Below are 26,213 nucleotides of genomic sequence, written 5' to 3'. Positions count from 1 at the left end.
CAAAATTACCGTTCATCTGGTTCCATGCGACCACTTCAGCTCGACCCCCTGTTCAAACCTGTTGAAAGCCTGCCCGGGATCGGTCCAAAGCTCGCCGAGGCGCTGACGCGGGTGACAGGCCGCGAGGGGCCGGAAGACACCCGCGCGCTCGATCTCTTGTTGCTGCCGCCGCACGGTCTGATCGACCGGACCATGCGCTCGGGCATCACCGAAGCGCCGGAAGGCACGATTGCCACTCTCAAGGTTCGCGTGGACCGCCACCAGCCATCGCCTCCTGGCCGCAGAAACGCGCCCTATCGGGTGTTCGTGCATGACGATACCGGTGAACTGGCTTTGACCTTTTTTCACTCCAAGCGGCAATGGCTCGAGAAGACCCTGCCGGTCGGCGAAGCCGTGCTGGTCAGCGGCAAGGTCGAATGGTTCAACGGCAGACCGTCAATGGTCCATCCCGACCATATCGCCCTGGAAGCGGACGCGGACAGCTTTCCGTTGATCGAACCGGTCTATCCACTGACAGCCGGGCTGTCGCCGAAAATACTCCGCAGGTCGATCGAGTCGGCGCTGGACCTCCTGCCGGAACTACCAGAGTGGTCCGACGCCCACCTGGTGAGCAAGAACAGTTTTCCCTCTTTCGCCGACGCAGTCCGCGAACTGCACCATCCCGAAGCGGCGATCGATATCGAACCGCAGACACCGGCGCGCCGCCGCCTGGCCTATGACGAACTGCTGGCAGGCCAATTGTCGCTGGCACTTGTGCGCCAGACACTGCGCAAGCTGCCTGGACATCCCGTTGTCGCGGAAGGCCGCCTGCGCCAGGCGATCCTCGGAGCGCTGCCGTTTTCCCTCACCGGCAGTCAAACAACGGCTGTCGAGGAAATCCTCGCCGACATGGCCGGCAAGGACCGCATGCTGCGCCTTCTCCAGGGCGATGTCGGTTCCGGCAAGACCGCGGTGGCGATGCTCGCCATGGCCGATGCCGTGGAAGCCGGCGGCCAGGCGGTGCTGATGGCCCCGACCGAGATCCTCGCCCGCCAGCATCACGCCACGATCAGGAGAATGGCGGAGGCCGCCGGCATCGAGGTTGCCGTGCTGACCGCCCGCGCCAAGGGCCGTGAACGCGCCGAACTGCTTGAGCGCATTGCCAATGGCCAAGCCCGGATTGTGATCGGCACCCACGCGCTGTTTCAGGAATCGGTCGTCTACAAGAACCTCACCCTGGCGGTGGTGGATGAGCAGCACCGGTTCGGGGTTCATCAGCGGCTTCGGCTGACGGCCAAGGGAACCGCGCCGCACATGCTGGTCATGACCGCTACCCCTATCCCGCGCACGCTGGTCTTGGCGGCCTTTGGCGATATGGACGTCTCCAAGCTCACCGAGAAACCCGCCGGCCGCCAGCCGATCGCCACCGTCACCATCCCCGACGAACGTCTGGCCGAGATTGTCGACCGGCTGAAGAAGGCGTTGGAAGAGGGCAAGAAAGCCTACTGGATCTGTCCGCTTGTCGAAGATTCCGAGCAGAGTGACTTGATGTCGGTGGAAAGTAGGCATGCGAGCCTGGCAGAGGCGTTCGGCAAGGACATGGCACCGCTGGTATCGCTTGTTCATGGTCGCATGACGTCTGAAGAAAAAGACCAGGCGATGAGCGCGTTCAAGAACGGCCAGACCCGTCTGCTCGTGGCAACGACGGTGATCGAGGTCGGCGTTGACGTTCCGGATGCGACCATCATGGTGATCGAACACGCCGAACGTTTCGGGCTTGCCCAGTTGCACCAGCTCAGGGGTCGCGTCGGTCGCGGCGAAGGCGCATCGAGCTGCATATTGCTCTACCACGGCCCCTTGGGCGAAACCGCCGGCGCGCGGTTGCAGGTCTTGCGCGAAACCGAGGATGGCTTCCGCATCGCCGAGGAAGACCTCAAGCTGCGCGGTGAAGGCGAAGTGCTCGGCACGAGGCAATCGGGCATGCCGGGGTTCAGGCTCGCAAACCTGAGCGCTCACGCCGATCTTCTGGAAATCGCCCGTAGCGATGCCCGCAATGTGCTGGAGACCGACCCCTCACTGGCCTCGCCGCGCGGTGAGGCGCTCAGAATGCTGCTCTACCTGATGCGGCGCGACGAGGCGATCAGGTTCCTCAGAGCCGGCTGAAGGCTATCACTCCGCCGCTGGTTTGGCCTTTGACTTGGGCCTTGTCTGAACCGGAAGGACCTTTGGAAAATCCGGAGACACCAAGCCGGCCGAGATCACCATCTTGGCCGCCTCTTCGACGCTCATGTCGAGAATGATCACGTCCTTGCGCGGCACGAACAGCAGGAAACCCGACGTTGGGTTTGGTGTTGTCGGCAGAAACACCGACATTGAATCGTCCTCCGGCAGCCGCGAATTGACCTCACCCTTGGTATCGGTGGCGATGAAGACGATCGACCACAGTCCGCGTCGCGGATACTCGATCAGCGCTGCCTGCTTGAACGACCCGCTCTGCTCGGCGAGCACCGTCTGAAAGATCTGCTTGAGCCCCTTGTAGAGACTGCGCACCAGGGGCATCCGGTCGAGAAGCGATTCTCCGAAGGAGATGATCGAGCGGCCGACGAGGTTGGCAGTAAGAAACCCGATCATGGTGATCAGGAACAACGCTGTCAGCAGACCAAATCCCGGCACTGCAAACGGCAGGTAATAGTCAGGATTGTAGATGGCCGGAATATAGGGCTTCACCCAGCTGTCTACCCAGCCGATGAAGGTCCAGGTCAGATAGGCGGTAATAGCGAGCGGCGCCACGATGATCAGGCCGGTCAGAAAATAGTTTCTCAGCCGCCGTCCTGCGCCCAGCCGTTTCTGCTTGTCGGTCATTCGTCACCTTGCCTTATGGCATGCAAAACACCGCGCCTTGCGATCCCCGTTATATAGGGAACGCACAGAGGCGAAGACAAGTTCACCGCCGATCTATCTCTTATTCGACGGTGACCGACTTGGCGAGGTTGCGCGGCTGGTCCACATCCGTGCCCATGAAAACGGCGGTATGATAGGCAATCAGCTGAACCGGCAGCGCGTAGAGGATCGGTGCGACGATCTCGTTGACCTCGGGCAGCACGATGGTCGCCATGGTCTCAAGTGTCGTCGCAGCCGCGCCCTTTTCGTCGGTTATCAGGATGATCTGACCACCGCGGGCCGCGACTTCCTGCATGTTGGAGACTGTCTTCTCGAAATGCCGGTCATGCGGCGCGATCACGATTACCGGCATGTTCTCGTCGATCAGCGCGATCGGTCCGTGCTTGAGCTCGCCCGCCGCGTAGCCCTCCGCATGGATATAGGAGATTTCCTTGAGTTTCAGCGCGCCTTCGAGCGCCAGCGGAAAGCTGGTGCCGCGGCCGAGATAGAGCACGTCCTTGAAGCGTGACAGCTCGCGCGACAATGTCTCGATCTGCGGCTGGATCGACTGCAACACCTCGTTGAACAGACGCGGCGCACCGACCAGCGCCTGAACCATCCCGGTCTCGTCCTCGGCCGACAGCGTCCCGCGCGCCCGGCCAGCGATCATCGCCAGCGCGGCGAGCACCGAAAGCTGGCAGGTGAACGCCTTGGTTGACGCCACGCCGATTTCCGGTCCCGCAAGCGTCGGAAACGTTGCGTTGGACTCGCGCGCAATGGTCGATTCGCGCACATTGACCACCGCGCCGATGGTCAGACCATTGTCACGGCAGTAGCGCAGCGACGCCAATGTGTCGGCGGTCTCGCCCGACTGCGAGATGAACAACGCCGCCATCCTGCCCGTCAGCGGCATTTCGCGGTAACGGAATTCGGAAGCAACATCGATTTCGACTGGCAGGCGGGCAAAGCGCTCGAACCAGTACTTGCCGACCAGCCCGGCATAATAGGCGGTCCCGCAGGCAGACATCGCCAGCCTGTCGAGATTGGCGAAGTCGATCTGCGCACTGTCGAGCTTCACCCGACCCTCGGCGAAATCGATATAGTGGCTCAGCGTATGCGAGACCACTTCCGGCTGCTCGTAGATTTCCTTTTCCATGAAATGGCGATGATTGCCCTTGTCAACGACATAGGCGGCGCCCTGCGACTTCTGCCGCCGCCGCTCGACCAGCGTGCCGTTGCCATCATAGATCTCGAGGGCATCGCGAGTAATCACCGCCCAGTCGCCATCGTCGAGATAGGTGATCTCGTCGGTGAATGGTGCCAGCGCGATCGCGTCTGAACCGAGGAACATCTCGCCCTCGCCATGGCCAACCGCAAGTGGCGGGCCGGAGCGTGCACCGAGGATCATGTCTGGCTGGTCTTCAAACAGGACAGCAAGCGCATAGGCGCCCTCAAGCCGTCCGAGCGCCTTCTGCATCGCCTGGCGGGGCGCCAGGCCCTCCTGCCGGTAGGCGGCCAGCAGTTGCGCCACCACTTCCGTGTCGGTCTGGCTGTAGAAGCTGGCTCCCTTGGCGGTAAGCTCGGCGCGCAGCGGCGCGAAGTTCTCGATGATGCCATTGTGGACGACGGCGACACCATGGCAGAAATGCGGATGCGCATTGCTTTCCGTCGGTGCGCCATGGGTTGCCCAGCGGGTGTGACCGATGCCGATCTGGCCGGCCAGCGGCTCTTCGCCGAGCTTGCGGTCGAGATTGGCGAGCTTGCCTTCAGCCCGGCGGCGGTCGAGATGCCCGTCATGCACGGTGGCGACACCCGCAGAATCATATCCGCGGTATTCCAGCCTTTTGAGCGCGTCCACCAGCAGCGGAGCCACCTCGCGCTTACCAACTATCCCGACTATGCCGCACATGCGTTTCTCCTGGGTAAAGTGTTGGCCAAGCTCTTACCCAGCAACGCCGGTTTAGACCAGTGACCTAAGGTATTGCGTCCGCTCAATTTTCGTGACACCGCGTAACCGGTTCCGTCCCGGCGGTCAGCTTTGCGCCTGTTTCTTGAGCGCCTTGATGGCCGCGATCTTCTCCCGCAGGCGGTGCGCGCGACCCGGCTTTGTCTCCTGCCGCGCCCTTGCGATGGCCAGCGCATCGTCGGGAACATCCATCGTTACCACGCTTCCCGAACCGACATAGGCCCCGGCGCCGATCTTGAGGGGTGCGACGAGCGACGAGTTCGAACCGATGAAGCTCCCCGCGCCGATCTCCGTCAGGTGCTTGTTCTCGCCGTCATAATTGCAGGTGATCGTGCCGGCGCCGATATTGGCGGCCTCCCCGATGACGGCGTCACCGATATAGGTCAGGTGATTGACCTTGGCGCCCCTGCCGACCTTCGCCTTCTTGATCTCGCAGAAATTGCCGACCTTGGCCTTTTCTCCAAGTTCGGTTCCCGGTCGCAAGCGGGCAAATGGCCCGATGCTGGCATTGGCGCCGACATCGGCGCCTTCAAGATGGCTGAAGGCATGGATGACCGCACCCGGACCGACCCTGACGCCGGGACCGAACCAGACATTGGGCTCGATCGTCACGTCATTCTCCAGCACCGTGTCGTGGGAGAGAAATACGCTCGACGGGTCAATCATGCTGACCCCGGAGATCATTGCCGCGTGGCGGGCGCGGGCCTGCCAGACCTGCTCGATCTCGGCGAGTTCTGCGCGGGTGTTGCAGCCCATCATGTCTTCTTCGGGAGCCTCGATGGCAACGCATCTCAGTCCGCGTTCACGGGCGATCTCGACGATGTCGGTCAGGTAGTATTCGCCCTTGGCATTGTCATTGCCGATCGCTTCGAGCAGGCCGACGGCCTCCTCGCCTGAAAACGTGATGATTCCGCCATTGCAGAAATCGACAGCCAGTTCATCGCTGGAGGCGTCTTTGTGCTCGCGAATCGCAACGAGTTCGCCATCACGTTCGAGAAGCCGTCCATACCCTGTTGGATCGGCCGCGCGGAAACCGAGAACCACGACGTCAGCGCCCTTTGTCCTTTCATCTCTCGCCGCTGCAAGGCTGTCCGGACTGATGAGCGGGGCATCTCCATAAAGCACGATGACGTCGTCAAAGCCTTCGGCGATGACGTCTCGCGCCATCAGCACGGCATGTCCTGTCCCCTTGCGTTCGGTCTGCTCCACGGCGCTCACCGGCACCCCGAGCCCGGCTCCGGCTGCCTCCGTCACGCGCTCGGCCTCCCGACCAACCACCAGAGCAACCTTGTTGACGCCGGCGGCAGCGGCGGCACGGGTGACATGGGCGATCAGCGGCAGATTGCCGACGGTATGCAGCACCTTGGATTTCGACGACTTCATCCGTGTCGCATCCCCCGCCGCAAGCACGACTGCCAGACTTGTCCGCGCCATTCCGTCACCTCTTCATCGAATCGCTTGTTTAGCCGTGCCGGACGCTATAGCACCGGAACCTGAGTAATTCTCCTTCAAGCAAACATTGCCCCGATTTGGAAGCCCCCCATGACTGCCGCCTCACCCACCGTCGCGAAACCCATCCGCGCGCGCCTCGTTCCCCTGGCCGTCATGCTGCTGACCCCGTTGTTCTTTTCGTCCAACCTCATCTTCGGACGATCAACGATTCCTGAGGTGGCACCGTTTACCCTGGCGTTCCTCCGCTGGAGCGCCGCGGCCCTGCTGCTCTCGCCGTTCCTGTGGATGGCGCGCGACCGGCTGCGAACCTACGTGAGCGACCACCCGGTGCATTGGCTGGTGCTGGGTTTTTTGGGCATGTGGATCTGCGGCGCGGGCGTCTATTATGCGTTGCAATTCACCACCGCGACCAACGGCACACTGATCTACACAACCTCGCCGTTGATGATCATTATCCTTGAGCGCCTCTTTTTCGGCCGGCCGACGAGCTGGCGGGAAATCGCCGGCATCGTGGTCGGGTTCATCGGAGTGGCGATCATCGTGCTAAAGGGTGATATCACACGTCTTGCCACGACGTCCTTCAACTGGGGTGACCTGATGTTCATCGCCGCCGCTTTGTCCTGGGCCGGATATTCCGTCCTGCTCAAGGGCAGACGCACGGCTGGGCTGCCGGTCTCGGCGCTGTTTGCGGTTGTCGCTCTCTCCGGAGCGCTTCTGCTGGCCCCGTTTGCACTGTGGGAATTTCTTGCGGGGGCCATGATGCCGCGGAGCTGGAGCGCCTGGGGCGGCATTGCCGGCATTGTCGTGTTCTCGTCGTTGCTGGCGTTCTCCGGCTACCAGTACGGCGTCGCCCGGCTTGGCGCCTCGACCGCAAGCGTCTTCATGTATCTCCTGCCACCCTATGGCGTCGGTTTGGCGGTGCTGGTTCTCGGCGAGCCGTTCGAGATCTACCACGCCATCGGCATCTTAACCGTTCTGACCGGACTGGTACTTGCGACCGCGCCCGGGTTCAAGCGCTGATCCGGTCGTCGATTGCCGGCAGGCTCAGCCGATCCTGCCGAGCGCGGGAAACGTCTCGAGCAGCCAGTAGGCCATCGTCGCCATCCCACCGGTCAGAAACAGGATGCCGGTGAGCACCAGCAGTGCGCCGGTGGCTTTTTCGATGGTGCCCAGATGCCTGCGGAACTTTTGCGAGAACCGCATGAACCGTTCAGAAAACAGCGCGGCAATCCAGAACGGAACAGCGAGACCGAGGGAATAGGCGGCGAGCAGCATAGCGCCGGCACTGACGGTCTCCCGGCCCGCCGCAACCCCGAGCACGGCGCCCAGCACCGGTCCGATGCACGGTGTCCAGCCAAAGGCAAACGCCAGCCCCATCACATAGGCGCCGGACAGCGTGGCCGGCTTGCCTCCGCCGGCGAACCGGGCTTCCCGCGCCAGGAGACCGATCCGGAACACGCCAAGAAAATGCAGTCCCATCAGGATGATGACGATCCCGCCCAGCTTGGCCAGGAGATCCATGTGCTGGCGCAACGCAGCGCCGATACTGGAAGCACCGGCTCCGAGTGCGACGAAAACCGTGGCGAAACCCAGGGTGAAGAACAGCGAGGCGAAGAACACCGCCCGCCGTGTGTCCCGAGCCCGTGCCTCGGCACCGCTGCCGCGAAAATCCTCGACCGAAACGCCTGCCATGTAGCACAGATACGGGGGCACCAGCGGCAGCACGCAAGGCGAGAGGAAGGACAGGGCGCCCGCCAGGATGACGGTAAGCAGCGGAATGTCGGCGATGGTCACGAAATCTGGATCCCCTTGCCGGGCTACAGGTTGGACGGAGCGGGACGGAAAACCGCGTGGCCCTATCTAACCGCCAGCCGCGGGCTTCGCCAGTCACGTTTTTGCGCGCAAGCCGTGATAAATTGACACCCGGTTGCTGTAATCTTGCCTGTAATCTTGCCTGTAATCGTGCCTGTCACCGGTCCGGCTCAGTTTCAACAAATGCCCACCTTGGTCTGGTCAGGAAGCAGCCTGCAGAGCCCCCTGAAAAAACACTGGAGCGCATCGGTTTTTGCAGTTGACCATATGCAGATGCCTGCCTATGTTCCGCGCCATTCGAGCCCGACGCAAAGCGAAGCGCGCAGCGGGCTCCGGGAGAGCGTAGCTCAGTTGGTAGAGCAACTGACTTTTAATCAGTAGGTCCAGGGTTCGAACCCCTGCGCTCTCACCAAGAAAACTGACGATTTGTTCCTGAAATGCGATGGGCTTGGTGCTTTAGTGGGCGAGCCGCAGGAAACCGTCGACGTTACGATTTGCCTGACGAAATCATCAGGGCCTATAATTAGATGCCAGATCAATGAACCATCGGCCTCTGTGCAAGAGCGGATAAAACAGAGCTCTCAGGCTAGAAGTAATGGCCTGACCGAGATCAAGGTGAACGACAAAAACTCCGACATGACAAGCGCTTATTCGGTCATCTTCGTTGTCGTCTCTCCGCTAGACTGAAGTGACCATACTGCCCATACTTGGTTCTGGAAATGCCATGGAAGTGCGGAGCGGGCATAGTGGCGTGCAACGTGAAACGGGATTCGAGCTGGAGCATTGATGCCTTCATTCACGAACGGGTACAGGAGGCCACGGTTTATCAGATCGGCGGCGTATTGCTCGAAGAAATCTGGCACAGAAATACCCGCATTGGAGGCTGCGAGCAACGCAAGGGCATCCATACTCCTGTACGATATATGCGCGGGAATGTTTAAGGATTTCTGACCTTGCCAAGTAGGCGTATGGTAGGAACGCCCATCATCCCAGCCTGAATTAAACACACCTCCAGCGTATGACCACTTGTCCGGTCGCTGTTGGATGTTTTCTTCCGCAATAAAGCTTTCTATCATAGAAGCTATGATGGGCTTGAGCGCCTCGGGTGGGTTGGTGAGCGAAGCAGCCTCTATCCATCCGCTCTGATAGTTCCAGGGAACGTTAACACCGTCCGCCCAAAATGGCATGTACTTTCGATACTGAACCTCTGGACGAGGAACCAAAGAAATCAATTCGACTGTGTTTCTAGGGTTTCGGATCTGCGTGAGGACGCTAGAAAGCATCCTGTTGGCCAGATCATCCCCAATGACAGCCCGTGCGTGCTCGACCATCCTTGCTATCCTCGAAATGTGGATCAGGAAGGTGATTGGCTCTCTATCCAAGGAGTATCGACGTGTTGCGAGGCCGGGGTAAGTTGTCTCCCCAAGCCTTGCGATCGCTTCAATTTCCCGAGTTAACCTGTCCATTATTTCCGACTTAAAATCATCGGAAACTGGCATCTTGTATAACGCCGCCAAGCCAGACAAGAAGTAGACATTCGACCAAGCTACGCGGGCCTCAAGGTTCGTTTCGGCGTAGTTCGCGATACCCAAGCGTTCGTAGTCGAATCTGATTAGAGCTTCGGCATTGGTCGCAGAAAGATAGGTACCGTCAGCCTGAAGACTGTACGGAATGACGTTAGCGGGTACGGCTTCACAGTCGTAAATCTCTGTCGTGATAGAGCAGATCGAGAAAATCGGTTCATCTGGCGGCGGCATGTTCTCAGCTAGGTCGTCCCAACCTTTCTGAAGGAGGACATGAGATCCTTGAAGTTCAACAATCTCGTAGCCTGCAGGAACAGGGACATGGATGTAACTGGCGCCAAGCCAGCCATCCTGAATGCGGATACAGGCTGTCGTCCCGCAAATTAGGGCATCGTCGTCGATCACCGTCCGCAACTTGATGTCGATTCCTAACGGCAGGCTAGAAACACGATCAAAGGACGCCGACCCTTCGTTAACGGTGACGGTATAAAGATCACTTTCCTGTTTGCCTCTGGAAAGACGGTGCCCAGAAGGGACGTTGGCGGCTAAGTCGTAAACCAGGAGGTAGGCGGTGTCTTCAAATTCGAACGCACCTTGGGGGTAGTAATTGATCTTGGCATCTATAGGGATTTCGACCTGAACCCCAGCGCGAAAGATTTCCAATTGACCAGTTATAGCGTTCCGACCGAACGACAAACCCGCCGCACCGGAAAGCTCGATGAATTCAGAAGCCGATGCTCCGGTAGCGAACAGAATTGAAACAAGGGCAAGGATTTTTTTCATTGTGTTTCATAGACCTTGATGAAAGTTGGAATCAATACTCTCGTCATCGCTCTCGCCAGCACAGCCCGTCACGATGAATGGATTTACCGGCCTTGCTCAGGTCCTCACCCGGGCTCCTGGCGCTATCGTCGCAGGCGCGGCGTTCAGGGTGTCGCGGGCAAAGCCTGCGGCGGCCTTGTATTTGGCCATGAATTCGGACCGTTCGGCTTCCGTGATGACATTGTCGATATCGTTGAATTCGCCGCCGCAGCGGTCATTGACCATGTTGAGCAACCCGAACGGCCCTGCCCCGCGATTGCGCAGGATGAGCGCCGAGACCGGCGCGCACAGCTCGGCATTGTAGGCCTCGAGCGCGTCCTGACCGACGCCATGCGCAAGAAACTTCGCCCCCAGGATCCGGGCATCGATGATCGCCTGGCTGGCGCCGTTCGAGCCGGTCGGATACATCGCATGTGCCGCATCGCCCATCAGCGCCACCGGCCCGTCCACCCAGGTCGGCACCGGGTCGCGGTCGATCATCGGGTTTTCAAAGGCGATATCGGCGCCACGGATCAGCGCCGGGACATCGAGCCAGTCATAGGTCCAGTCCTCGAAATGGTGAATAAAATCGTCGATTCCGACCGGCCGGAACCAACCCATGGTCTCATGGGCTGAAGGGTCTTCATAGGTGACTTCGGCAATCCAGTTGGTCAGCGCCAGCCCGGTTTCGGGATCGGGAGCCGAAATCGGGTAGATCACCATCCGGTGCTTGTGCGTCCCGAGGCCGATGAAGGACGAGCCGGTCCGGACCGGTTTTGCCAGCGACGTCCCGCGCCACATCACCGCGCCACCCCAGTGGATCGGCGGCTGGCCGGGGTGCATCTGCGCCCGGATCGCCGAATGGATGCCGTCCGCTCCGATCAGCAGCCTGCCTGTTTCCTGCATCTCGCCGGTCTTGGTCTGCAGTGTGACGGTTACGCCGCCCTCCGGATTGGTCGCATAGCCGGTCGCGCGGCATCCGGGCCGCACCGCGTCGGATCCCGCCAGTTCGACAAAGCGGCGATAGAGAGACATGTGGAAGGCGCCCCGGTGCACGGCATATTGCGGCCAGTCATAGCCGGCCTCCAGCCCGCGCGGCTCGGAATAGATGTCCTGGCCTTTCATGCCGACCAGCGCCCACTCCTTGACGGACACCCCGAGCCCGTCAAGGTCCTCGGCCGTGAAGCCGAGGTCGAGCAGTTCCCGCACGGCATTGGGCTGCAGGTTGATGCCGACACCGAGCGGCTTGAGTTCGTTGACGGCTTCGAAAACCGTACACTCGACCCCGATCTGGTGCAGGGTCAGCGCCAGCGCCAGCCCGCCGATTCCCCCACCGGCGATAATCACCCTGTTTTCCGACATGTCCTGCTTCTCCGCCCCCTGATTGACACGCACCCAAGCGCGCCACCCCCATTACCATATCGGGCAGGCAAGTCGACAGTTCGCACGCGCCACGCAGGCAAACATCTCAGTCGCGCGGCTGATAGAAATCGGAAGTCTTCTGCCGGCCCGCCAGCCACCAGCCTGATTGCTCCGGCCATGTTTCGAACAGCGTGTCATGGCCGAGATCGCGCGCCGCATGCAGAGCCCAGTTCGGATCCACAAGCGCCTCCCGCCCGATGGCGATGAGATCGGCGCGTCCTTCTGCCAGGATTTCTTCCGCCTGTTGCGGATGGGTGATCAGCCCTACCGCCATGGTCGTCATGCCAACGTCGTTTCGCACCCGCTCGGCATAGGGCACCTGGAAACCGGGCTGGCGCTTCTGGCCGCCACCTGCCGTCGCCGCACCGGCGATACCGCTTGAGGAGCAGTCCATCACGTCAACGCCGATCCGCTTGAGTTCGCCCGCCAGAACCACCGTATCGTCAAGCGTCCAGCCTTCCGGCACACCATCAACGGCGGATGTGCGGAAGAACAGCGGCAGATCGTCGGGCCAAACCGCACGGACCCGCGCCGAGATCTCCAGCGCCAGCCGCATCCGCCCCTCGAGGCTTCCGCCGTATCCATCGGTCCGCTTGTTGGACAGCGGCGAGAGGAAACTGTGCACGAGGTAACCGTGGGCGCCATGAATTTCGGCAATCTTGTATCCGGCGGACAGTGCGCGCCGTGCAGCGGCTTCGTAGTCATCCAGCAGTTCGCCGATTTCCTGTACTGTCAGCGCATGCGGCACCGGCCAGCCTTCAGCCACCGGCAATCCGGACGGGCCGACAGGTGTCCACGGCATGTCACCGCGTGCGAAATCGGCATCGTTGAGCGGCCCGTTTCCGAACCACGGCCGCTGCATGCCTCCCTTGCGTCCGGCATGGCCGAGCTGGATCGCCGGAATGGCACCGTTGCGGAGCGCAAACTGCGCCACCCGGGCATGCCCCGGGATCTGGCTGTCTGTCCAGATGCCCGGGCATCCATGGGTGATGCGGCCGCGTTTTTGAACTGCGGTGGCTTCCGTGAAGACGATCCCGGCGCCACCGATGGCGAACCGGCCGAGATGGGTCAGGTGCCAGTCGTCCATGTGCCCGTCATGGGCCGAATACTGGCACATGGGAGAAATCACCACCCTGTTGCGGGTCGAGATCGAGCGTAATGTCAGCGGTTGAAACAGATGGGGGACTGCAGTCATCGGAATTCCTTGCGTGATTTTCGCCAGACGCTATCGCCTGGGTCAGCCAGAGGCAATCGACTGCGGCCAGATTTCAACAAAGCGGCCAGTCGGGCCGCCCGCACCCTGCCGGCCCGATGGATGGAGAAAATCGAACTGTAACAGGGAGAGAAGACGCGATGCGTCGGCCCGGCCGCCTGTGGCGTATCAGGCCGTCTGGCTCGAGCTGATCAGCGGCAGAACGAAGAAATCCATCCCTGCCGGAACAGTACCAACCGCCATCGGACAGCCATAGACGGCCTCGAGGTTGGATGGCGTGAGAACTGCGTGTGGGTGACCGCTGGCATGCACCCTGCCCCCGCTCATCAGCACCACATGGTCGGCGAAATGGGCGGTCAGATTGAGATCGTGCAGGATGGCGATGACGCCGCCGCCAGCCTCGGCATAGCGCCGCGCGATCTGCATGATCTGCAGCTGGTGCCTGATGTCGAGACTGGAAATGGGCTCGTCCAGAAATAGACATCGCGGTTTCCCCTCGAAAACCGGCTCCCAGACCTGGGTGAGAACCCTTGCCAGTTGAACTCGCTGCTGCTCCCCACCGGACAGTTCCTGGTAAAAGCGGCCCCCGAACCCCTGAAGGTCGACCGCGGCCAACGCCTGGTCGACGCGGCTGCCTGCATCGGCTCCGGTCTGGATGCCTGTGGTCAGCCCCAGTCGCACCACTTCATGCACGGTGAAGGGAAACGATAGGTTGGCAGATTGCGGCAGCACTCCGCGCAGGCTGGCAAGCTCCACCGGCCGGGCGCTGGCGATATCGACACCGTTGAGGCTTACATTGCCCTCGAAGCCGATCTCGCCGGTCAGCGCCCGCAGCAAGGTGGTCTTGCCCGAACCATTCGGGCCTATGATCACGGTGAACTGCTCTTTTGCGGCCTGCATGTCGATCCCATGCAGGATTTCGGTCTTGCCCAGACGGACATGAATGTTTCGCACGTCCAGCATGTCAGATATCCATCAGCCCGCGCCTGCGCAGCAGGATCCAGAGAAAGAACGGCGCGCCAATGGCCGCGGTGACGATACCGATCGGCAGCTCCGCAGGCGCCACGATCTGCCGCGCGATCGCATCGGCAAACAGCAGCATCACAGCCCCGAGCAGCGCGCAGGCCGGCAGTAGAAACCGGTGATCCGGACCGATCAGCAGCCGCAACAGGTGTGGCACCACGATCCCGACAAAGCCGATACCGCCCGACACCGCCACACATGCACCGGTGGCCGCGGCAACCATGACAATCGCCACGCGTTTGAAGACCTGGACATTGACACCGAGATGCTGCGCGGTCGCTTCCCCCAGCGTCATGGCGTTCAGCCCGCGCGCCATGAAGGGGGAAAAGACCAGGATAGGAACGATGATCGGGGCAACGGCCAGCACCTTGATCCATGTCGCCCCGGCGATTGAACCCAATCCCCAGAAGGTGAGATCGCGCAACTGCTCGTCATCGGCCCAGAACACCAGAAGCCCGGTGAAGGCGCCCGCCATTGCCCCTAGCGCGATGCCGGCAAGCAGCATGGTCGCAACCGAGGTCCTGCCGTTCCGGGTCGATATCCGGTAAAGCGCCATGGTGAACACCAGGCCGCCGATAAAGGCCGCGAACGGAATGTGGTACATGCCGAGAAAGGACGCCACCGGCGCCAGGGCTCCCGCTCCGAGCACGATGAATGTCACCGCACCGAGGCTGGCGCCGGCCGAAACGCCGACAATGCCGGGGTCGGCGAGCGGGTTGCGGAACAGGCCCTGCATGGTCGCCCCCGACACCGCAAGCGCCGCGCCGATCAGCATGCCCAGCAATGTACGGGGCATGCGGATATCGAGGATCACCACGCGCTCGACCGCGCTGATGAGATCGTCCTGCCCGGAGACAAGCGCCCATGCGACCGAGACCACCGATGTATCGGTGGCGCCCGAAGCAATGCTGAACATCGCCGTCAGCACGAGCACGACCACCAGCGCCAGCAGCATTCTGCGGGCGAACCAGGTCCGGTCGCCCGCATATGCGCCGTGTGGCGGGTTCATGCCGGTTTCAACACTAATGCTCATGGCCGTAGAGCGCCCCTGCAAGCTGGCTGATGGCCTCGCCGGTCCGTGGGCCGAACCCGAGCATCAACAGTCCGTCCATCCTGATGATCCTGCCATTCTTCACCGCCGGCGTCGTCGACAGCGCCGGATGGGCCTCGATCAGCGCGTCCATAGCCGCATGATCGGCGGTCGCACCGCGCCCGTTCATCATCAGGATCACTTCGGGTGCGGCATTGATCACCGCTTCGTTGCTGATCTGCTTGTAGCCCTTGAACTCGCTGATGACATTCTCGGCGCCGGCCAGTTCGATGATGTTGCTTGCCGCGGTGCCGGTGCCGGACGCGTTGACCTTGTCATCCGTCAGCGCCAGCACGAACATGACCTTGCGCTTGTCTTCAACGCTTGCCAGATGCTCGCGGGCCGTGGCGATATCATTGGCGACTTTCCGCTTCAGCGCCTCACCCTTTTCTTCCACACCGAGTTCGCGGGCGATGATGGTGATGTTTTCATCAATGCCTTCAAGCGTGAAGGTGTCGGGCACATCGACCCAGCGCACCCCTGTGCTCTTGAGCACCTCGACCGCTTCGCGCGGGCCGTTGTTCTCGCGGGCAAGAATCAGGTCCGGTTTTACCGACAACACGCCTTCTGGCGAAAGCGCGCGGATGTAGCCCACATCCGGCAAGGCGGTCGCCTCCGGCGGATAGCTAGAGGTCGAATCGCGACCGACCAACCGCTCCTGTTCACCCAGCGCATAGACAATCTCGGTCACCGCGCCACCGATGGCGAGGACCCGCTGCGCCTTGGCGTCGCCGGCAAGGGCAGCACCGGAAGCCAGCGGCAATGCCAAGAAGACAGCGCAGCCGAACCCGGCGAGAAGCGCGCCGCGACGGGTGAAATGGCTTGGCCCTGATGTGTTCACGGGACTCATTGCGCCACCTCCAGACCTTCCATCTCGCTGATGCGCGGCAGCGCATGAATCATGGCGTCCCAGCGCGAGACACGCTCTGAAACATCACCGCCACGACGGTCACCATTGATCAGGATGATCTGCTCGTCATGCTCGTCGAAGACCTCGATCGAAAAGATATCGCCGTTCTTGGTCGGTTTCCGTACAACCCAGATCGCGGCAAACCGGTCCGAGCGAAGATGCAGATGAAAGCCGCTGTCGAGGACGTTCAGCCACGGCCCGACCTGCTTGATGTTGCGCACTGGTCCGGAATGGATCTGCAGGATCCCCGGATTGCGCACAAAGGCCATGATCGGCACCTGTTCCTCGGACAACCGGTCAAACAGGATGTTGACGGCATCACCGGTCAGTCTTTCGGCAAAATCCTCGCCTATCAGACGGATGGCGTCGTGCCGTGAAATCCTGGCCTTGCGCAGCATCGTCTGGAACTGATGCGTGTCTTCCATTCCGGCCCAGCTTTCTCGCAAGACGGCAACCGCCTTTTCCGCCGGTGCTTCAAATGCCTTGGCGGGCGTGGCCACCTTGAAAACCGGCCCGGCGTCTTCCCTGTGCAGCCGTTCGCGCATCAGGTTCCACTTTTCGAGATCTGTGGCCTCGCGGGCGAAGACCTTGTGGACAGCGTCGCCATGAGCGTCGAAAAACTGGAAGCTGCGCTGCACCGACCCATCATCCAGAGGCTTTGCAACATGATAGGCGTGCTGCCAGTGCTTGGGGAAAATGCGCAGGTCGATGTCTTGCCCCAGCACCATTGATGCGTGTTTTCCCGCCGAAAACTTTTCATAAACACCGGTCTTCTCGTGAACCGCATTGTCGTTGCGTGACAGCGCCATCACTTCCCCGGCTTGATTGAGCATCGGGAAGAACACATCGAGATCGGGTTCAATCCGGTCGACATGGTCTCCGACGAAGGCTTCGAGAAACTGGGCCTCGGATATCCCCAACTGGGTGGCGAGATCTCGCTCGCGCATTTTCAGATTGTTGCGGCGGGCCTCCTTGATGGCGGCCGCGTCGGGAAGAGAATTCGTGTTCATTTGCCAGCTCACTTGTTGAGAATCAATTTGCCTTGCCTGGTGATTTTCAGGCGGTAGACGGCACCGTCATGCTCGATGCCGATCTCTTTGCCATCTCCGAACAGGGCTCGGGATTCGATGATCCGTTCGGCCGAACGGTCCGCTTGCGAAAGCTCGAACCGCTGCGCTGCAGCGCTTTCTTCGCGAGAGTTCTTGTCCATGGTCAACATCCGTGTGTTGGCCTGGCTGGCTTGACGCTGGCTTGGCGAAATTAATTGCGCGTTTATATCTTGACGAAAGCGCTCAAGTTTTAGTAATCGGTGTCTCGCATAAGCTGAGCAAAATTGTCAAGTTTGATTTTGAACTCGATAAACCGAAAAAGCCAGCAAGCGAGCAAGCGTACCGCCAGCCAGCTAATCATCAATCAGATGGATCCAAGGTAAGGGCGTTATGACTGCTATGAGAATTAACCTAACCCGCACTGCAGTGACATTGGCACTGTGCACCACAACGGCGCTGACGGCGGTGCCGTCGGCACATGCGCAAGAGGAAGCAAAGCCGCAAAATGGCTTTACCCTGCTGCAACGGCTCGTGCTTGGCGCCGGGCGCGCCAAGGTCGCAACCGAAACACCGCAGGCGGTCACCGCCCTCGAACAGCAGGATATCGATGAGAGGCAGGCCTCCACGGTGACCGACCTGCTCAAGGACGTGCCCAATGTTAGCGTGATCGGCGGCGCCAACCGCGCACTCGGCCAATCCTTCAACATTCGCGGTATCGGCAAGGGCGAATCCGCCTCCGATGAAGGCCGCATCATTGTAAATGTGGACGGTGTCCCGCAGTTCTTCGAGCAATACAGGATGGGCGGTTTCTTCAATGATCCCGAACTGTTCAAGCGGGTGGAAGTGCTGCGCGGCCCAGCCTCATCGACGCTCTACGGCTCCGGTGCGCTCGGCGGCGTGGTCAATTTCGAAACCAAGGACGCGTCCGATTTTCTCGCGGACGGTCAGACCGGCACACTCAAGCTTAAGGGAACCTATGATTCAAACCCGAACGGCTATCTGACCAGTGCCATTCTCGCTCTCCGCCTCAGCGACTACGCTGAAGTGCTGCTCACCGGCAACTACCGCACGGCTGACGCATTCAGGGACGGCGGCGGGCTCGAGGTGCAGGGCTCAGAGTTCACGACACCGAATGGAATGGCCAAGGGCACGTTCTACCTCGATGAAGCCAGGGAGCGCAAAGTCCAGCTCAGCTACAGCCAGTTTACCAGTGACCAGGACAACCAGGGCTATTCGCAGTTACAGCCGACCGGCGCCTTTGGCACGGTCGACCGCGTAGTCAACAACAAGCAGGCGCAGATTTCCTACGAGGATGCGGCAACCGACAATCCCTGGCTCGATCTGAAGCTTTCATTGTCCTACAATAACATCACAAACGAGCAGACCAATGCCTCGCTCGGCGCATTCAGCTCAATCGGCCAGGATTCGACCTACGGTTACGAGAGCTACCAGTTTCTCGGGCAGAACACCTTCGAATGGACCGGCGACACTTACGAGAACTATCTCACCGTCGGCGGCCAGATCATCCGCCAGAACCGTACCACCGGCACGGCCACTCCTCTCGGCCACCATCCCGAAGGCACCGACTTCCAGACCGGGATCTTCGTCCAGAACGAATTCATCTGGAACGACAGGCTGACGCTTATTCCGGGTGTCCGCTTTGATTACCAGAGGCTCAGCGGCGGCGATTCCGTTGGAACGCTCACCGGTGCTGCGGTTCCGGAAGACAAGACCGACACCGCCTTCTCTCCGAAAATCGCGGCTCTCTACAAGTTCACCGACAATTTCTCGGCCTTCGGCTCCTATGCGCACACCGAGCGGTTTCCGTCGCTCGATGAAATCTATTCCAACGATTACGGTGTCGGGCGAACCCCGAACTACAGCCTCGGTCTGAAGAAGGAAAAGTCGAACAATTACGAAATGGGCTTTGTCGTATCGACAACCGACCTGATCCAGGCCGGTGACAGCTTCGATTTCAAGACCACCGGCTTCTACAACAAGATCGATGATCTCATTGTCCGCCAGCGCAACATGTATCCGCAATACGTCAATGTCGGCCGGGCGGAGATTTACGGTGTCGAGTTCGAGGCCGGTTACGAGAGCAACAATTTCTTTGCCGATGCCGGTCTTGGCCTGACGGTGGGAACCGACCTGACCAACAACACGGCGCTGACGGAAGTTGCACCGGCTGAACTCAACATCGGTGCCGGCTACCGCCTGCCCGATCGCGGCCTGAGCTTCGGTTGGGAAGGCCGCTTCGTCTTTGCCGAGACAAAGGTACCCATGCCCACCGCAGCAACGACGGACTTCGCCGCTGAAAGACTCCGCCGCGCGTCCTTCAACACCCATGATGTCTACATCAACTGGCGGCCGGACATGGAAAGCCAGTTCGCCGGATGGGAAGCATCCTTCCGGGTCGAGAACGTCTTCGACACCAGATATCGGGACTTCCTGTCCAACGACAACGGCAAGGGCCGGACCTTCAAGGTCAGCCTCGCCAAGCAGTTCGGCTGGTAAGTTCCAAGGAGGCCAAAAATGCCAATCGCAAGCTCCAAACCTGCAATCCTGACGCTCGTCGTAGGGCTTGCGATTGCCGCAACAGCCGCGCAGGCCGATCAACAGGACCGGCCTGCGCTTTCCCTCGACCTCAATGCGCTCGAACAGGTCGGCCCTGCCTGTCGGCTCGTGTTCGTGGCCACCAACAACACCGGCGTCGAGATCAGCGAGATGTCCCTGGAAACCGTGCTGTTCAACCGCGCCGGCACCGTTGAGCGTTTCGCCCTGTTCGATTTCCAGGCGCTTCCGCAGGGAAAGACACGGGTACGCCAGTTCGATCTGCCCGAAAGTCGCTGCGGCGACATTGGCCGCGTCCTGATCAACGGCGTCGCATCCTGCAAGGGCGAAGCCCTGAAAGGAAACGAATGCATGGACCGCCTTGAGCTGAAGAGTTCCTCAAAGACGGAGATCGTCGGATGACACTTCTCGAAAACCCGATTGCCCGGTTCCGCGACTTCATCGATATCGGCGGCCCTGTGGTCATGCTGCTGCTGTTCTTGTCGGTAATCGCTGTGGCCATGATCCTGTTCAAGTTGTGGCAGTTCAGCTCGCTCCGTCTCGGCACCCAGAAGGGCGTCCATAGCCTCGAGATGCTGGCTGTCCGCCTCAAACGACAGTCCGCTGAAAGCAACCTTGCCCGGACCGATATCGAGGATGTGCTCGCGGTCAACGCCAATGCGCAGATCAAGGCACTTCAGCGCGGTTTCCGGGTTCTCGACACGATTGCCCAGATCGCCCCGCTGATCGGTCTTTTCGGCACGGTCCTGGGAATGATCACCGCCTTCCAGGCCCTGCAGCAATCGGGCCACAATGTCGATCCCTCGATCCTTGCCGGCGGCATCTGGGTGGCACTGCTGACCACCGCCGTTGGCCTCGCCGTGGCCATGCCGACGAGCATTGCACTGACCTATTTCGAAAGTCGTGTCGACCGCCATCAGCAGGCCATCGAGATGGCGGTTACCCGCATCCTCAACCCGGTCGCGCATCACTCCTATCAGGACCCGCGCGCATCAGCGTCCATGACAGGTGCCTGGCCTGTTCCCGCCGATGCGGCTTGAAGTCTCCGGTTACAGGCGGCGGCAGATATCGATGACATCGCTCATCGATATCATCTTCCTTTTGCTGTTGTTTTTCATGCTCAGTTCAACCTTCTCACGCTTTGCCGATGTCGAACTCGATGCCTCCAGTGGCGGCAATCCGGCGAAGCAGACAAATGCGCCCGCCTTTCTCAAGCTTTCGGCGGATCGGCTGCTCCTCAACGGCTCAGAGCTGACCACCCTGACACTGCAGGCTGAAATCGAAAGGTTGAAGACGACGTCCAATCTCAACGCCGTCATCTTGTCGGTCGACGAGACCGCGACTTCGCAACAACTGGTCGACACCATGCTGGTGCTCCGGCGCTCCGCCGGTATCAGCTTGCAGATCGTACGGTAGGATCCCGATGCGGCTGGCCACAAGATCATCAAACCGGGCAAAGCCCGAACCGACAATTGCCCTGATCAACATTGTCTTCCTGATGCTGATCTTCTTCATCGTCGCAGCCCAGATCGCGCCGCCGCTCGATGGCGAGGTCAAACTTGTCTCGACAGAAAGCCTTGATAACCGTCGGCCGCCGGACGCGCTGGTGGTGATGCCGGACGGATTGATGAAATATCGCGGCGCGCTGGTGACCCCGGCGCATTACGTCACGATCAAGCAGGAATCCGCCCCGGACGATATCAGGGAAATCCGGCTGGTCCCCGACCGTGAGCTCCCGGCCGCCAAACTCATCGACATCGGGCGTGAACTGCGCGGCCTCGGCGCGGAGAAGATCATGCTCGTCACCGAACAGGGGCTGAAGCGTTGATCTCGACCCCATCCCGCTTGCGGCTTGCGGCAGTGTCTGCCTTGCTGGCTTCCTCATTGTTGCATGTTGCGGCAATGGCCGTTTCCCCAGATCTCGGCGAGGAAGTGCTCATCGAGGGCGGGGCCGACGCCCGGGAAGCAGCATTGGGCAGCAGTTTTGCTGACCTGATCAAGGCCGGAGACACTCTCGATCCCGTTGAAACCACGCAAGCCGCTGGTGCCAGCCCGTCTCCTGTAGCACCGCAACCTGCGGATCCCACCGCCATTCAACCGGTCAGGCAGCCACGCGAGCCGGTTTCACCGGCTGCTTCGACAGTCGAGGACGTATCTGCTCAACTCCCAAACAGGCTTGAGCCTGTGAGTGAAGCGGAACTCATTCCACCGTCCAGGACGGAGAAACTGGACGTGTCCGTATCCGATGTCTCCGTGACCCTTCCGACCCCCGAAATGACACGTCCGGTCAAACCCGCCGAGAGCTGGAAACCGGTCGAAGACCCCCTGCCAGTTGAAACCGCGATCCCGGCCAACGTTCCCACGCCCGTGGCGAAACCCGAACAGCCCAAACAACCACCAAGAAAGACAGCCGGAAATATAAAATCGAAATCGGAGGTCAATAGCAAGGCCGGCACCCGGGACGGCAAGGCCACCGGCAAAGCCGCATCGAGTGGCAAGGTTCAAGCCAGATCGGCATCCGCCAGTTCCGGCAATGCCGCAGCCGCCAATTACCCGGGCAAGGTCTTTGCCAAGATCGCCAGAACCCGGCAGCGCAATGCTGGCGGCAGAGGGGTGGTCCATGTTAGCTTCCACGTCTCCACCAGCGGTCAGGCAGTGCGTGTCACCGTATCAAGAAGTTCGGGCAATGCCCGGGTAGACAAGGCTGCATTGGCGCATATCAAGCGCGCGGCGCCTTTCCCCCGGCCACCTTCGGGCGCGCGCACCCGCTTCGTCATTCCGATCGAATTTCGGAGATAATCGGATGCATCGTTGCCAGACACTGTTTTGCTTTCAACTTCATCTCGGGCTGTCCACCGATCGGGTTCGGTCAGGCTTGCAGGTGAGCTGCTGGCTGCATCCGTTCGACCGAACCCGCCGGAAGCAATGCTTCCCGCGCGCAAATCAATCCGTACACCAAACACATAGGAGAAGACTGCATGTTTATCGCAATGAACCGCTTCATCATCAATGAAGGCCATGAGGAAGCGTTCGAAAACGTCTGGCGCAACCGCGATTCCAGCCTGAAAGAGGTCCCTGGCTTCAAGACCTTCCACCTGTTGAAGGGCCCGAGAAACGATGCGACCGGACAGACACTGTACGCGTCTCATACAGTCTGGGAGTCACATGGGAGCTTCGTGGACTGGACCCACTCCGAAAACTTTCGCAACGCCCACAAGAATGCAGGCAACAACAAGGCGATGTACGCAGGCCACCCGAATTTCGAGGGGTTCGAGGCCGTACTCGACGCCTGAATTCGCTTTCGTGGTTCAGGCAAACACGATCAGGGGCCGGGTGCAGAAGCCCGGCCCTCTGCCGCGGTGAAGATGCTCAATACCCGGAGGCCTGGCCCGCGGCTGCGCTGGTCCATTCACTAAACTTTCGGAATTCAAACCACGCCACGCAAACTAAAGGTTGCAGAAACGCGGCCCATCAAGCAACAATGTTCAAGAACCCCTCACTATCGAGCAAATAAATAAACACTTAATTAGCTTCCGGCGGGCAAGAATCAGACTTAGCTAAAAGCGGCTAAGTGAGGATATGTCCATGAAGCCGAAAAATTACTTGATCACCCACAACCTCGATGAGATCAAGGAAGAAAGGCGCGTCTATCCGCGTCGTGATGCCAATTGTCCGGTGATCGCCCGCGTCCGGCAGCGCGGCCGCGAAGAAGAGTTTTCCATCCCCTGCTGGATGGTCAATCTGTGCGAAGATGGCTGCCTGCTGACCTCGGACCATTTTCCCCGCAAGATCGACGATGTGAGCCTGACGATCCCCGGCATATCGACAAAGGTGCGCGGCAAGGCCAGAACGCAGGGCAAGTTCACCGTCAATGTGAAGTTCTCAAAACTTCTCAAGATCGAGATAGTGGATATGGTCGGTCGTATACGGACCATTCCCAAATCGTAAGCATATCAGCGCGCGCTATCACCACACCTCTCAGGCGAGCCAATCCGAGAGCTTCGCCGCCCTGACATCATTCATCAACTTGAGAAAACCTTCGGCCTGATGCCGGGCCGTCGCCTCGCCTTTGGCTGCGGTCGCAAGGGCTGCCTCTCCGACGGCACCGGCGGGATTGACGTCGCTCGCGATCCACGCGAAGGCATGCGTGCCGGTGTGCCGCAGGAGTTCGAATTCCGCCTCGGCACGGCTGACCGCCGAGACGAAGTTTTCCGCCTTGTCAAAGGCAACCAGGTCCGGCTGGAAATGCAGCATCAGCGATGTTTCGACATCACCGCCATGGATGCCGTAGGAGGTCTCAGCCGGGCTGTACAAACCGGTCGGCAGACCAAATCGCATCCATGAGGTCTTGACCGCAAGCATCCGCGCCCGGACCCTGAGTTCACGTGCAACGATCCCCATCACTTCTTCGTTTCCACCATGGGAATTGACCAGAACCACTTTCCGGATGCCTGCACGCGCCACCGAATGTCCGAGTTCGACCCAATGATCGATCAGCGTCGTGACAGGGATGGTCAGCGTTCCAGGCGCATGCTGGTGTTCGTTGGACTTGCCGACAGACTGGATCGGCAGGATCCTGATATCGAGATCCGCAGGGGCGAGGTCGATGACGCTCTCCAGCATGCCCTGCATGATCGAACTGTCCGTCGAGACAGGCAGATGCGGGCCGTGCTGCTCGGTTGCCGCCACGGGCAGCACCGCGATGGTGTTGTCCGGGTCCAGCCCCTCGAACTCACGCGTGGTAAAGTCACCCCACCAGATCTTCCGCTTCATTTCACCATTCCTTCGATACTCACGCCGGCGCGGCGGCGATGACTTCAATTTCCACCTTGAAGGCTTCACGCGCAAAACCCGAGACAATCATCAGCGTCGAGGCTGGAGCGGGGTCCCCGAAAAGCCGGTCGCGAACCTTCATGTATCCCGGCAAATGCGCCCGGTCGGTCACATAGGCGTTGATCCGGACGATGTCATCGAGCCGCATTCCCGCCGACGCGAGAATGGCGGCGACATTCTCAAAACAAAGCTCGGTCTGCGCTTCGGCAGATGGCGGGATCGCATCATCCAGCGTGATCGACAACTGCCCGGAACAGATCATCAGCCGGTGTCCGGCAGGCACTTCCACGCCGTGGCTGTAACGGGCAAACGGGGCCCTGATGGTGCTTGGCGTGTGATGCTTCATGGCGGAAATCCTCGGCAGACCTGATTGATGTTCATTAACCCCACAAAGTTTTGTCCGTCTATTCCAAACCGCCCGGGAATGGTTCAATCTGCAAGGGTGTCGCCAGATCGAGGCAGTTTTTTGGGCAGTCAGCCCGCAAAGCAAGCAATGTGTGCGGCAAACCCACGCGGCGAGGTGCCGGAAAACCGTGACACTGAGGATATGGCCTGTGATGGCATGACGCTTGCAAGGTTAGACAGTTGGCAAAATCACGAGGGGTGATTCGCAACCCCCAACCAAACCAAGGGATGGTGTAAATGACGCTTATTCTTCGTTCCTCAGCTGCTCTGGCAGTTGTTCTGGCCTTCGGTGTCCAGGCCTCTGCAGCCGAGAAGGTCACGTTCGGAACAAACTGGCTCGCCCAGCCCGAGCATGGCGGATTCTACCAGTCCGTTGCCGACGGCACTTATGCCGCCTGCGGCCTTGATGTGACCATCGCCCAGGGTGGCCCGCAGGTGAACAACCGCGCGCTGCTGCTTGCCGGCAAGATCGACTTCCACATGGGCGGAAACCTGCTCGAAGCATTTTCCGCCGTCGAACAGAACATCCCGGTCAAGGTTGTCGCTGCCTCCTTCCAGAAGGAGCCGCAGGTGCTGATGACCCACCCCGGTCAGGGCCTCGACACCTGGGAAGACCTCAAGAATGCCGAGCAGTACATTCTCGGCGACGCCGGCTTCCAGAGCTACTTCCAGTGGATGATCACCGAGTTCGGCTTTGATGCATCCAAGCGTGTTCCCTACACCTACAACTCGGCACCCTTCATCGCCAATCCGAAGTCGGTTCAGCAGGGCTACATCACATCAGAGCCTTTCGCCGTTCAGCGTGAAGGCGGTTTCATGCCCAACCTGTTCCTTGTCGCCGACTACGGTTTTGACACTTACTCGACCACGATCGAGGCCATGCAGGCAACCATCGACGGCAAGCCCGACGTGGTCAAATGCTTCGTCGAAGGCTCGATCAAGGGCTGGTACAACTACCTCTACGGCGACAATGCTGCTGCCAACGCCATGATCCAGAAGGACAATCCGGACATGAGCGACGAACAGATCGCGTTTTCGATCAAGGAACTCAAGGAATACGGCATCGTTGATTCCGGTGATACCGAGACCATGGGCATCGGCGCCATGACTGACGAGCGGATTGCCAGCTTCTACGACAAGATGGTCAAGGCCGGGGTGGTCAAGGACGGCATCGACATCAAGGCCTCCTACACCCTTGACTATGTCAACGCCGGGGTCGGGCTCGACCTGAAGAAGTAAGACCTCAACCCGCCCGGATCATACGTGTCCGGGCGGGCCTTC

Annotated in this window: 25 protein-coding genes and 1 tRNA gene; 12 read left to right on the top strand and 14 right to left on the bottom strand. The window is 60.2% G+C overall.

The genetic code is table 11. The features are described from left to right. Positions 1-24: 24 nt before the first annotated feature. On the top strand, positions 25-2,142 hold the full coding sequence (recG, locus tag GTW23_RS08740) for an ATP-dependent DNA helicase RecG (RefSeq protein ID WP_252915418.1): 2,118 nt from the start codon (positions 25-27) through the stop codon (positions 2,140-2,142). Positions 2,143-2,148: 6 nt separating this feature from the next. Here the strand turns inward: recG and GTW23_RS08735 are convergent, their stop codons facing one another. The 3 genes from GTW23_RS08735 to glmU all read right to left on the bottom strand — a co-directional run bounded on the left by GTW23_RS08735 (position 2,149) and on the right by glmU (position 6,259). Continuing rightward, positions 2,149-2,841, bottom strand: coding sequence for a DUF502 domain-containing protein (locus GTW23_RS08735; protein WP_152008757.1), 693 nt, complete (start codon positions 2,839-2,841; stop codon positions 2,149-2,151). Between the two features lie 100 nt (positions 2,842-2,941). Continuing rightward, positions 2,942-4,768, bottom strand: a complete 1,827-nt coding sequence (gene glmS, locus GTW23_RS08730) for a glutamine--fructose-6-phosphate transaminase (isomerizing) (RefSeq protein WP_252915417.1) — start codon at positions 4,766-4,768, stop codon at positions 2,942-2,944. Positions 4,769-4,891: 123 nt separating this feature from the next. Beyond that, positions 4,892-6,259 (bottom strand): bifunctional UDP-N-acetylglucosamine diphosphorylase/glucosamine-1-phosphate N-acetyltransferase GlmU, encoded by a 1,368-nt coding sequence (gene glmU, locus GTW23_RS08725; RefSeq protein ID WP_252915416.1) that lies wholly within the window; start codon positions 6,257-6,259, stop codon positions 4,892-4,894. A gap of 108 nt (positions 6,260-6,367) precedes the next feature. On the opposite strand from glmU, the gene GTW23_RS08720 reads away from it, so the two are divergent. Further along, positions 6,368-7,297, top strand: a complete 930-nt coding sequence (locus tag GTW23_RS08720; RefSeq protein ID WP_252915415.1) for a DMT family transporter — start codon at positions 6,368-6,370, stop codon at positions 7,295-7,297. Positions 7,298-7,321: 24 nt separating this feature from the next. Here GTW23_RS08720 and GTW23_RS08715 read toward each other — a convergent pair whose 3' ends face one another. After that, entirely contained in the window at positions 7,322-8,071 is a 750-nt protein-coding gene (locus GTW23_RS08715) for a cytochrome c biogenesis CcdA family protein (RefSeq protein WP_152008753.1), read from the bottom strand. Positions 8,072-8,425: 354 nt separating this feature from the next. Here GTW23_RS08715 and GTW23_RS08710 point away from each other — a divergent pair. Then, a tRNA-Lys gene (locus GTW23_RS08710) sits at positions 8,426-8,501 on the top strand. A gap of 235 nt (positions 8,502-8,736) precedes the next feature. Here GTW23_RS08710 and GTW23_RS08705 read toward each other — a convergent pair. The 8 genes from GTW23_RS08705 to hemP all read right to left on the bottom strand — a co-directional run bounded on the left by GTW23_RS08705 (position 8,737) and on the right by hemP (position 17,281). Then, positions 8,737-10,395 (bottom strand): hypothetical protein, encoded by a 1,659-nt coding sequence (locus tag GTW23_RS08705; RefSeq protein ID WP_252915414.1) that lies wholly within the window; start codon positions 10,393-10,395, stop codon positions 8,737-8,739. A 96-nt stretch (positions 10,396-10,491) separates the two neighbouring features. Further along, positions 10,492-11,775 carry a flavin-dependent oxidoreductase gene (locus GTW23_RS08700; protein WP_252915413.1) on the bottom strand — a complete coding sequence of 428 codons (1,284 nt, stop codon included), beginning with the start codon at positions 11,773-11,775 and terminating at the stop codon, positions 10,492-10,494. Positions 11,776-11,881: 106 nt separating this feature from the next. After that, positions 11,882-13,030, bottom strand: coding sequence for an NADH:flavin oxidoreductase/NADH oxidase (locus GTW23_RS08695; protein ID WP_252915412.1), 1,149 nt, complete (start codon positions 13,028-13,030; stop codon positions 11,882-11,884). A gap of 186 nt (positions 13,031-13,216) precedes the next feature. Next, positions 13,217-14,011, bottom strand: a complete 795-nt coding sequence (locus GTW23_RS08690) for a heme ABC transporter ATP-binding protein (RefSeq protein WP_152008749.1) — start codon at positions 14,009-14,011, stop codon at positions 13,217-13,219. A 1-nt stretch (position 14,012) separates the two neighbouring features. Then, complete coding sequence (locus GTW23_RS08685) at positions 14,013-15,104, bottom strand: FecCD family ABC transporter permease (protein WP_252915411.1); 1,092 nt, start codon at positions 15,102-15,104, stop codon at positions 14,013-14,015. Then, entirely contained in the window at positions 15,094-16,011 is a 918-nt protein-coding gene (locus GTW23_RS08680; RefSeq protein WP_152008747.1) for a heme/hemin ABC transporter substrate-binding protein, read from the bottom strand. Before GTW23_RS08680 ends, GTW23_RS08685 begins: the two co-directional genes overlap by 11 nt. After that, the gene (locus tag GTW23_RS08675; RefSeq protein ID WP_252915410.1) at positions 16,008-17,081 is read right to left on the bottom strand and encodes a hemin-degrading factor; all 1,074 of its coding nucleotides are present in this window, start codon (positions 17,079-17,081) and stop codon (positions 16,008-16,010) included. The genes GTW23_RS08680 and GTW23_RS08675 overlap by 4 nt, the downstream gene beginning before the upstream one ends. A gap of 8 nt (positions 17,082-17,089) precedes the next feature. Beyond that, a complete protein-coding gene (gene hemP / locus GTW23_RS23480) occupies positions 17,090-17,281 on the bottom strand; it encodes a hemin uptake protein HemP (RefSeq protein WP_324288465.1) in 192 nt (63 codons plus the stop codon). A gap of 238 nt (positions 17,282-17,519) precedes the next feature. On the opposite strand from hemP, the gene GTW23_RS08665 reads away from it, so the two are divergent. From GTW23_RS08665 to GTW23_RS08630, 8 genes are all read left to right on the top strand, one after another. Beyond that, positions 17,520-19,637: a TonB-dependent receptor domain-containing protein gene (locus tag GTW23_RS08665; RefSeq protein ID WP_252915409.1), complete on the top strand. Its 2,118-nt coding sequence runs from the start codon at positions 17,520-17,522 to the stop codon at positions 19,635-19,637. 18 nt (positions 19,638-19,655) lie between these two features. Further along, positions 19,656-20,096: a hypothetical protein gene (locus tag GTW23_RS08660; protein ID WP_252915408.1), complete on the top strand. Its 441-nt coding sequence runs from the start codon at positions 19,656-19,658 to the stop codon at positions 20,094-20,096. After that, a complete protein-coding gene (locus GTW23_RS08655) occupies positions 20,093-20,734 on the top strand; it encodes a MotA/TolQ/ExbB proton channel family protein (RefSeq protein WP_252915407.1) in 642 nt (213 codons plus the stop codon). The genes GTW23_RS08660 and GTW23_RS08655 overlap by 4 nt, the downstream gene beginning before the upstream one ends. 31 nt (positions 20,735-20,765) lie before the next feature. Beyond that, positions 20,766-21,110 carry a biopolymer transporter ExbD gene (locus GTW23_RS08650; RefSeq protein ID WP_210385780.1) on the top strand — a complete coding sequence of 115 codons (345 nt, stop codon included), beginning with the start codon at positions 20,766-20,768 and terminating at the stop codon, positions 21,108-21,110. Between the two features lie 7 nt (positions 21,111-21,117). After that, positions 21,118-21,522, top strand: a complete 405-nt coding sequence (locus GTW23_RS08645) for an ExbD/TolR family protein (protein ID WP_267661535.1) — start codon at positions 21,118-21,120, stop codon at positions 21,520-21,522. Between the two features lie 74 nt (positions 21,523-21,596). Then, positions 21,597-22,493, top strand: coding sequence for an energy transducer TonB family protein (locus GTW23_RS08640; RefSeq protein ID WP_252915405.1), 897 nt, complete (start codon positions 21,597-21,599; stop codon positions 22,491-22,493). Positions 22,494-22,672: 179 nt separating this feature from the next. Further along, positions 22,673-22,987: a heme-degrading protein HmuQ gene (gene hmuQ, locus GTW23_RS08635; protein WP_152008741.1), complete on the top strand. Its 315-nt coding sequence runs from the start codon at positions 22,673-22,675 to the stop codon at positions 22,985-22,987. 292 nt (positions 22,988-23,279) lie between these two features. Then, the gene (locus GTW23_RS08630) at positions 23,280-23,642 is read left to right on the top strand and encodes a hypothetical protein (protein WP_252915404.1); all 363 of its coding nucleotides are present in this window, start codon (positions 23,280-23,282) and stop codon (positions 23,640-23,642) included. 30 nt (positions 23,643-23,672) lie between these two features. Here GTW23_RS08630 and GTW23_RS08625 read toward each other — a convergent pair whose 3' ends face one another. Then, complete coding sequence (locus GTW23_RS08625) at positions 23,673-24,467, bottom strand: creatininase family protein (RefSeq protein WP_252915403.1); 795 nt, start codon at positions 24,465-24,467, stop codon at positions 23,673-23,675. Between the two features lie 19 nt (positions 24,468-24,486). Beyond that, a complete protein-coding gene (locus GTW23_RS08620) occupies positions 24,487-24,873 on the bottom strand; it encodes a RidA family protein (protein ID WP_152008738.1) in 387 nt (128 codons plus the stop codon). 296 nt (positions 24,874-25,169) lie between these two features. On the opposite strand from GTW23_RS08620, the gene GTW23_RS08615 reads away from it, so the two are divergent. Further along, on the top strand, positions 25,170-26,171 hold the full coding sequence (locus GTW23_RS08615; RefSeq protein WP_252915402.1) for an ABC transporter substrate-binding protein: 1,002 nt from the start codon (positions 25,170-25,172) through the stop codon (positions 26,169-26,171). Positions 26,172-26,213 lie beyond the last annotated feature (42 nt).

Origin of the sequence: Parahoeflea alexandrii, from assembly GCF_024105735.1 — a bacterium.
Classification (GTDB): Bacteria; Pseudomonadota; Alphaproteobacteria; order Rhizobiales; family Rhizobiaceae; genus Hoeflea; species Hoeflea alexandrii.
The sequence above is the reverse complement of the archived record's forward strand: the minus strand, read 5'-3'. Positions and strand labels throughout refer to the sequence as shown.

Bases quoted from the DNA above. Each gene is read 5' to 3' on its own strand.
- recG (WP_252915418.1), top strand. From the start codon at position 25: ATGCGACCACTTCAGCTCGACCCCCTGTTCAAACCTGTTGAAAGCCTG.
- GTW23_RS08735 (WP_152008757.1), bottom strand. From the start codon at position 2,841: ATGACCGACAAGCAGAAACGGCTGGGCGCAGGACGGCGGCTGAGAAAC.
- glmS (WP_252915417.1), bottom strand. From the start codon at position 4,768: ATGTGCGGCATAGTCGGGATAGTTGGTAAGCGCGAGGTGGCTCCGCTG.
- glmU (WP_252915416.1), bottom strand. From the start codon at position 6,259: ATGGCGCGGACAAGTCTGGCAGTCGTGCTTGCGGCGGGGGATGCGACA.
- GTW23_RS08720 (WP_252915415.1), top strand. From the start codon at position 6,368: ATGACTGCCGCCTCACCCACCGTCGCGAAACCCATCCGCGCGCGCCTC.
- GTW23_RS08705 (WP_252915414.1), bottom strand. From the start codon at position 10,395: ATGAAAAAAATCCTTGCCCTTGTTTCAATTCTGTTCGCTACCGGAGCA.
- GTW23_RS08700 (WP_252915413.1), bottom strand. From the start codon at position 11,775: ATGTCGGAAAACAGGGTGATTATCGCCGGTGGGGGAATCGGCGGGCTG.
- GTW23_RS08695 (WP_252915412.1), bottom strand. From the start codon at position 13,030: ATGACTGCAGTCCCCCATCTGTTTCAACCGCTGACATTACGCTCGATC.
- GTW23_RS08690 (WP_152008749.1), bottom strand. From the start codon at position 14,011: ATGCTGGACGTGCGAAACATTCATGTCCGTCTGGGCAAGACCGAAATC.
- GTW23_RS08685 (WP_252915411.1), bottom strand. From the start codon at position 15,104: ATGAGCATTAGTGTTGAAACCGGCATGAACCCGCCACACGGCGCATAT.
- GTW23_RS08680 (WP_152008747.1), bottom strand. From the start codon at position 16,011: ATGAGTCCCGTGAACACATCAGGGCCAAGCCATTTCACCCGTCGCGGC.
- GTW23_RS08675 (WP_252915410.1), bottom strand. From the start codon at position 17,081: ATGAACACGAATTCTCTTCCCGACGCGGCCGCCATCAAGGAGGCCCGC.
- hemP (WP_324288465.1), bottom strand. From the start codon at position 17,281: ATGGACAAGAACTCTCGCGAAGAAAGCGCTGCAGCGCAGCGGTTCGAG.
- GTW23_RS08665 (WP_252915409.1), top strand. From the start codon at position 17,520: ATGAGAATTAACCTAACCCGCACTGCAGTGACATTGGCACTGTGCACC.
- GTW23_RS08660 (WP_252915408.1), top strand. From the start codon at position 19,656: ATGCCAATCGCAAGCTCCAAACCTGCAATCCTGACGCTCGTCGTAGGG.
- GTW23_RS08655 (WP_252915407.1), top strand. From the start codon at position 20,093: ATGACACTTCTCGAAAACCCGATTGCCCGGTTCCGCGACTTCATCGAT.
- GTW23_RS08650 (WP_210385780.1), top strand. From the start codon at position 20,766: ATGACATCGCTCATCGATATCATCTTCCTTTTGCTGTTGTTTTTCATG.
- GTW23_RS08645 (WP_267661535.1), top strand. From the start codon at position 21,118: ATGCGGCTGGCCACAAGATCATCAAACCGGGCAAAGCCCGAACCGACA.
- GTW23_RS08640 (WP_252915405.1), top strand. From the start codon at position 21,597: ATGGCCGTTTCCCCAGATCTCGGCGAGGAAGTGCTCATCGAGGGCGGG.
- hmuQ (WP_152008741.1), top strand. From the start codon at position 22,673: ATGTTTATCGCAATGAACCGCTTCATCATCAATGAAGGCCATGAGGAA.
- GTW23_RS08630 (WP_252915404.1), top strand. From the start codon at position 23,280: ATGAAGCCGAAAAATTACTTGATCACCCACAACCTCGATGAGATCAAG.
- GTW23_RS08625 (WP_252915403.1), bottom strand. From the start codon at position 24,467: ATGAAGCGGAAGATCTGGTGGGGTGACTTTACCACGCGTGAGTTCGAG.
- GTW23_RS08620 (WP_152008738.1), bottom strand. From the start codon at position 24,873: ATGAAGCATCACACGCCAAGCACCATCAGGGCCCCGTTTGCCCGTTAC.
- GTW23_RS08615 (WP_252915402.1), top strand. From the start codon at position 25,170: ATGACGCTTATTCTTCGTTCCTCAGCTGCTCTGGCAGTTGTTCTGGCC.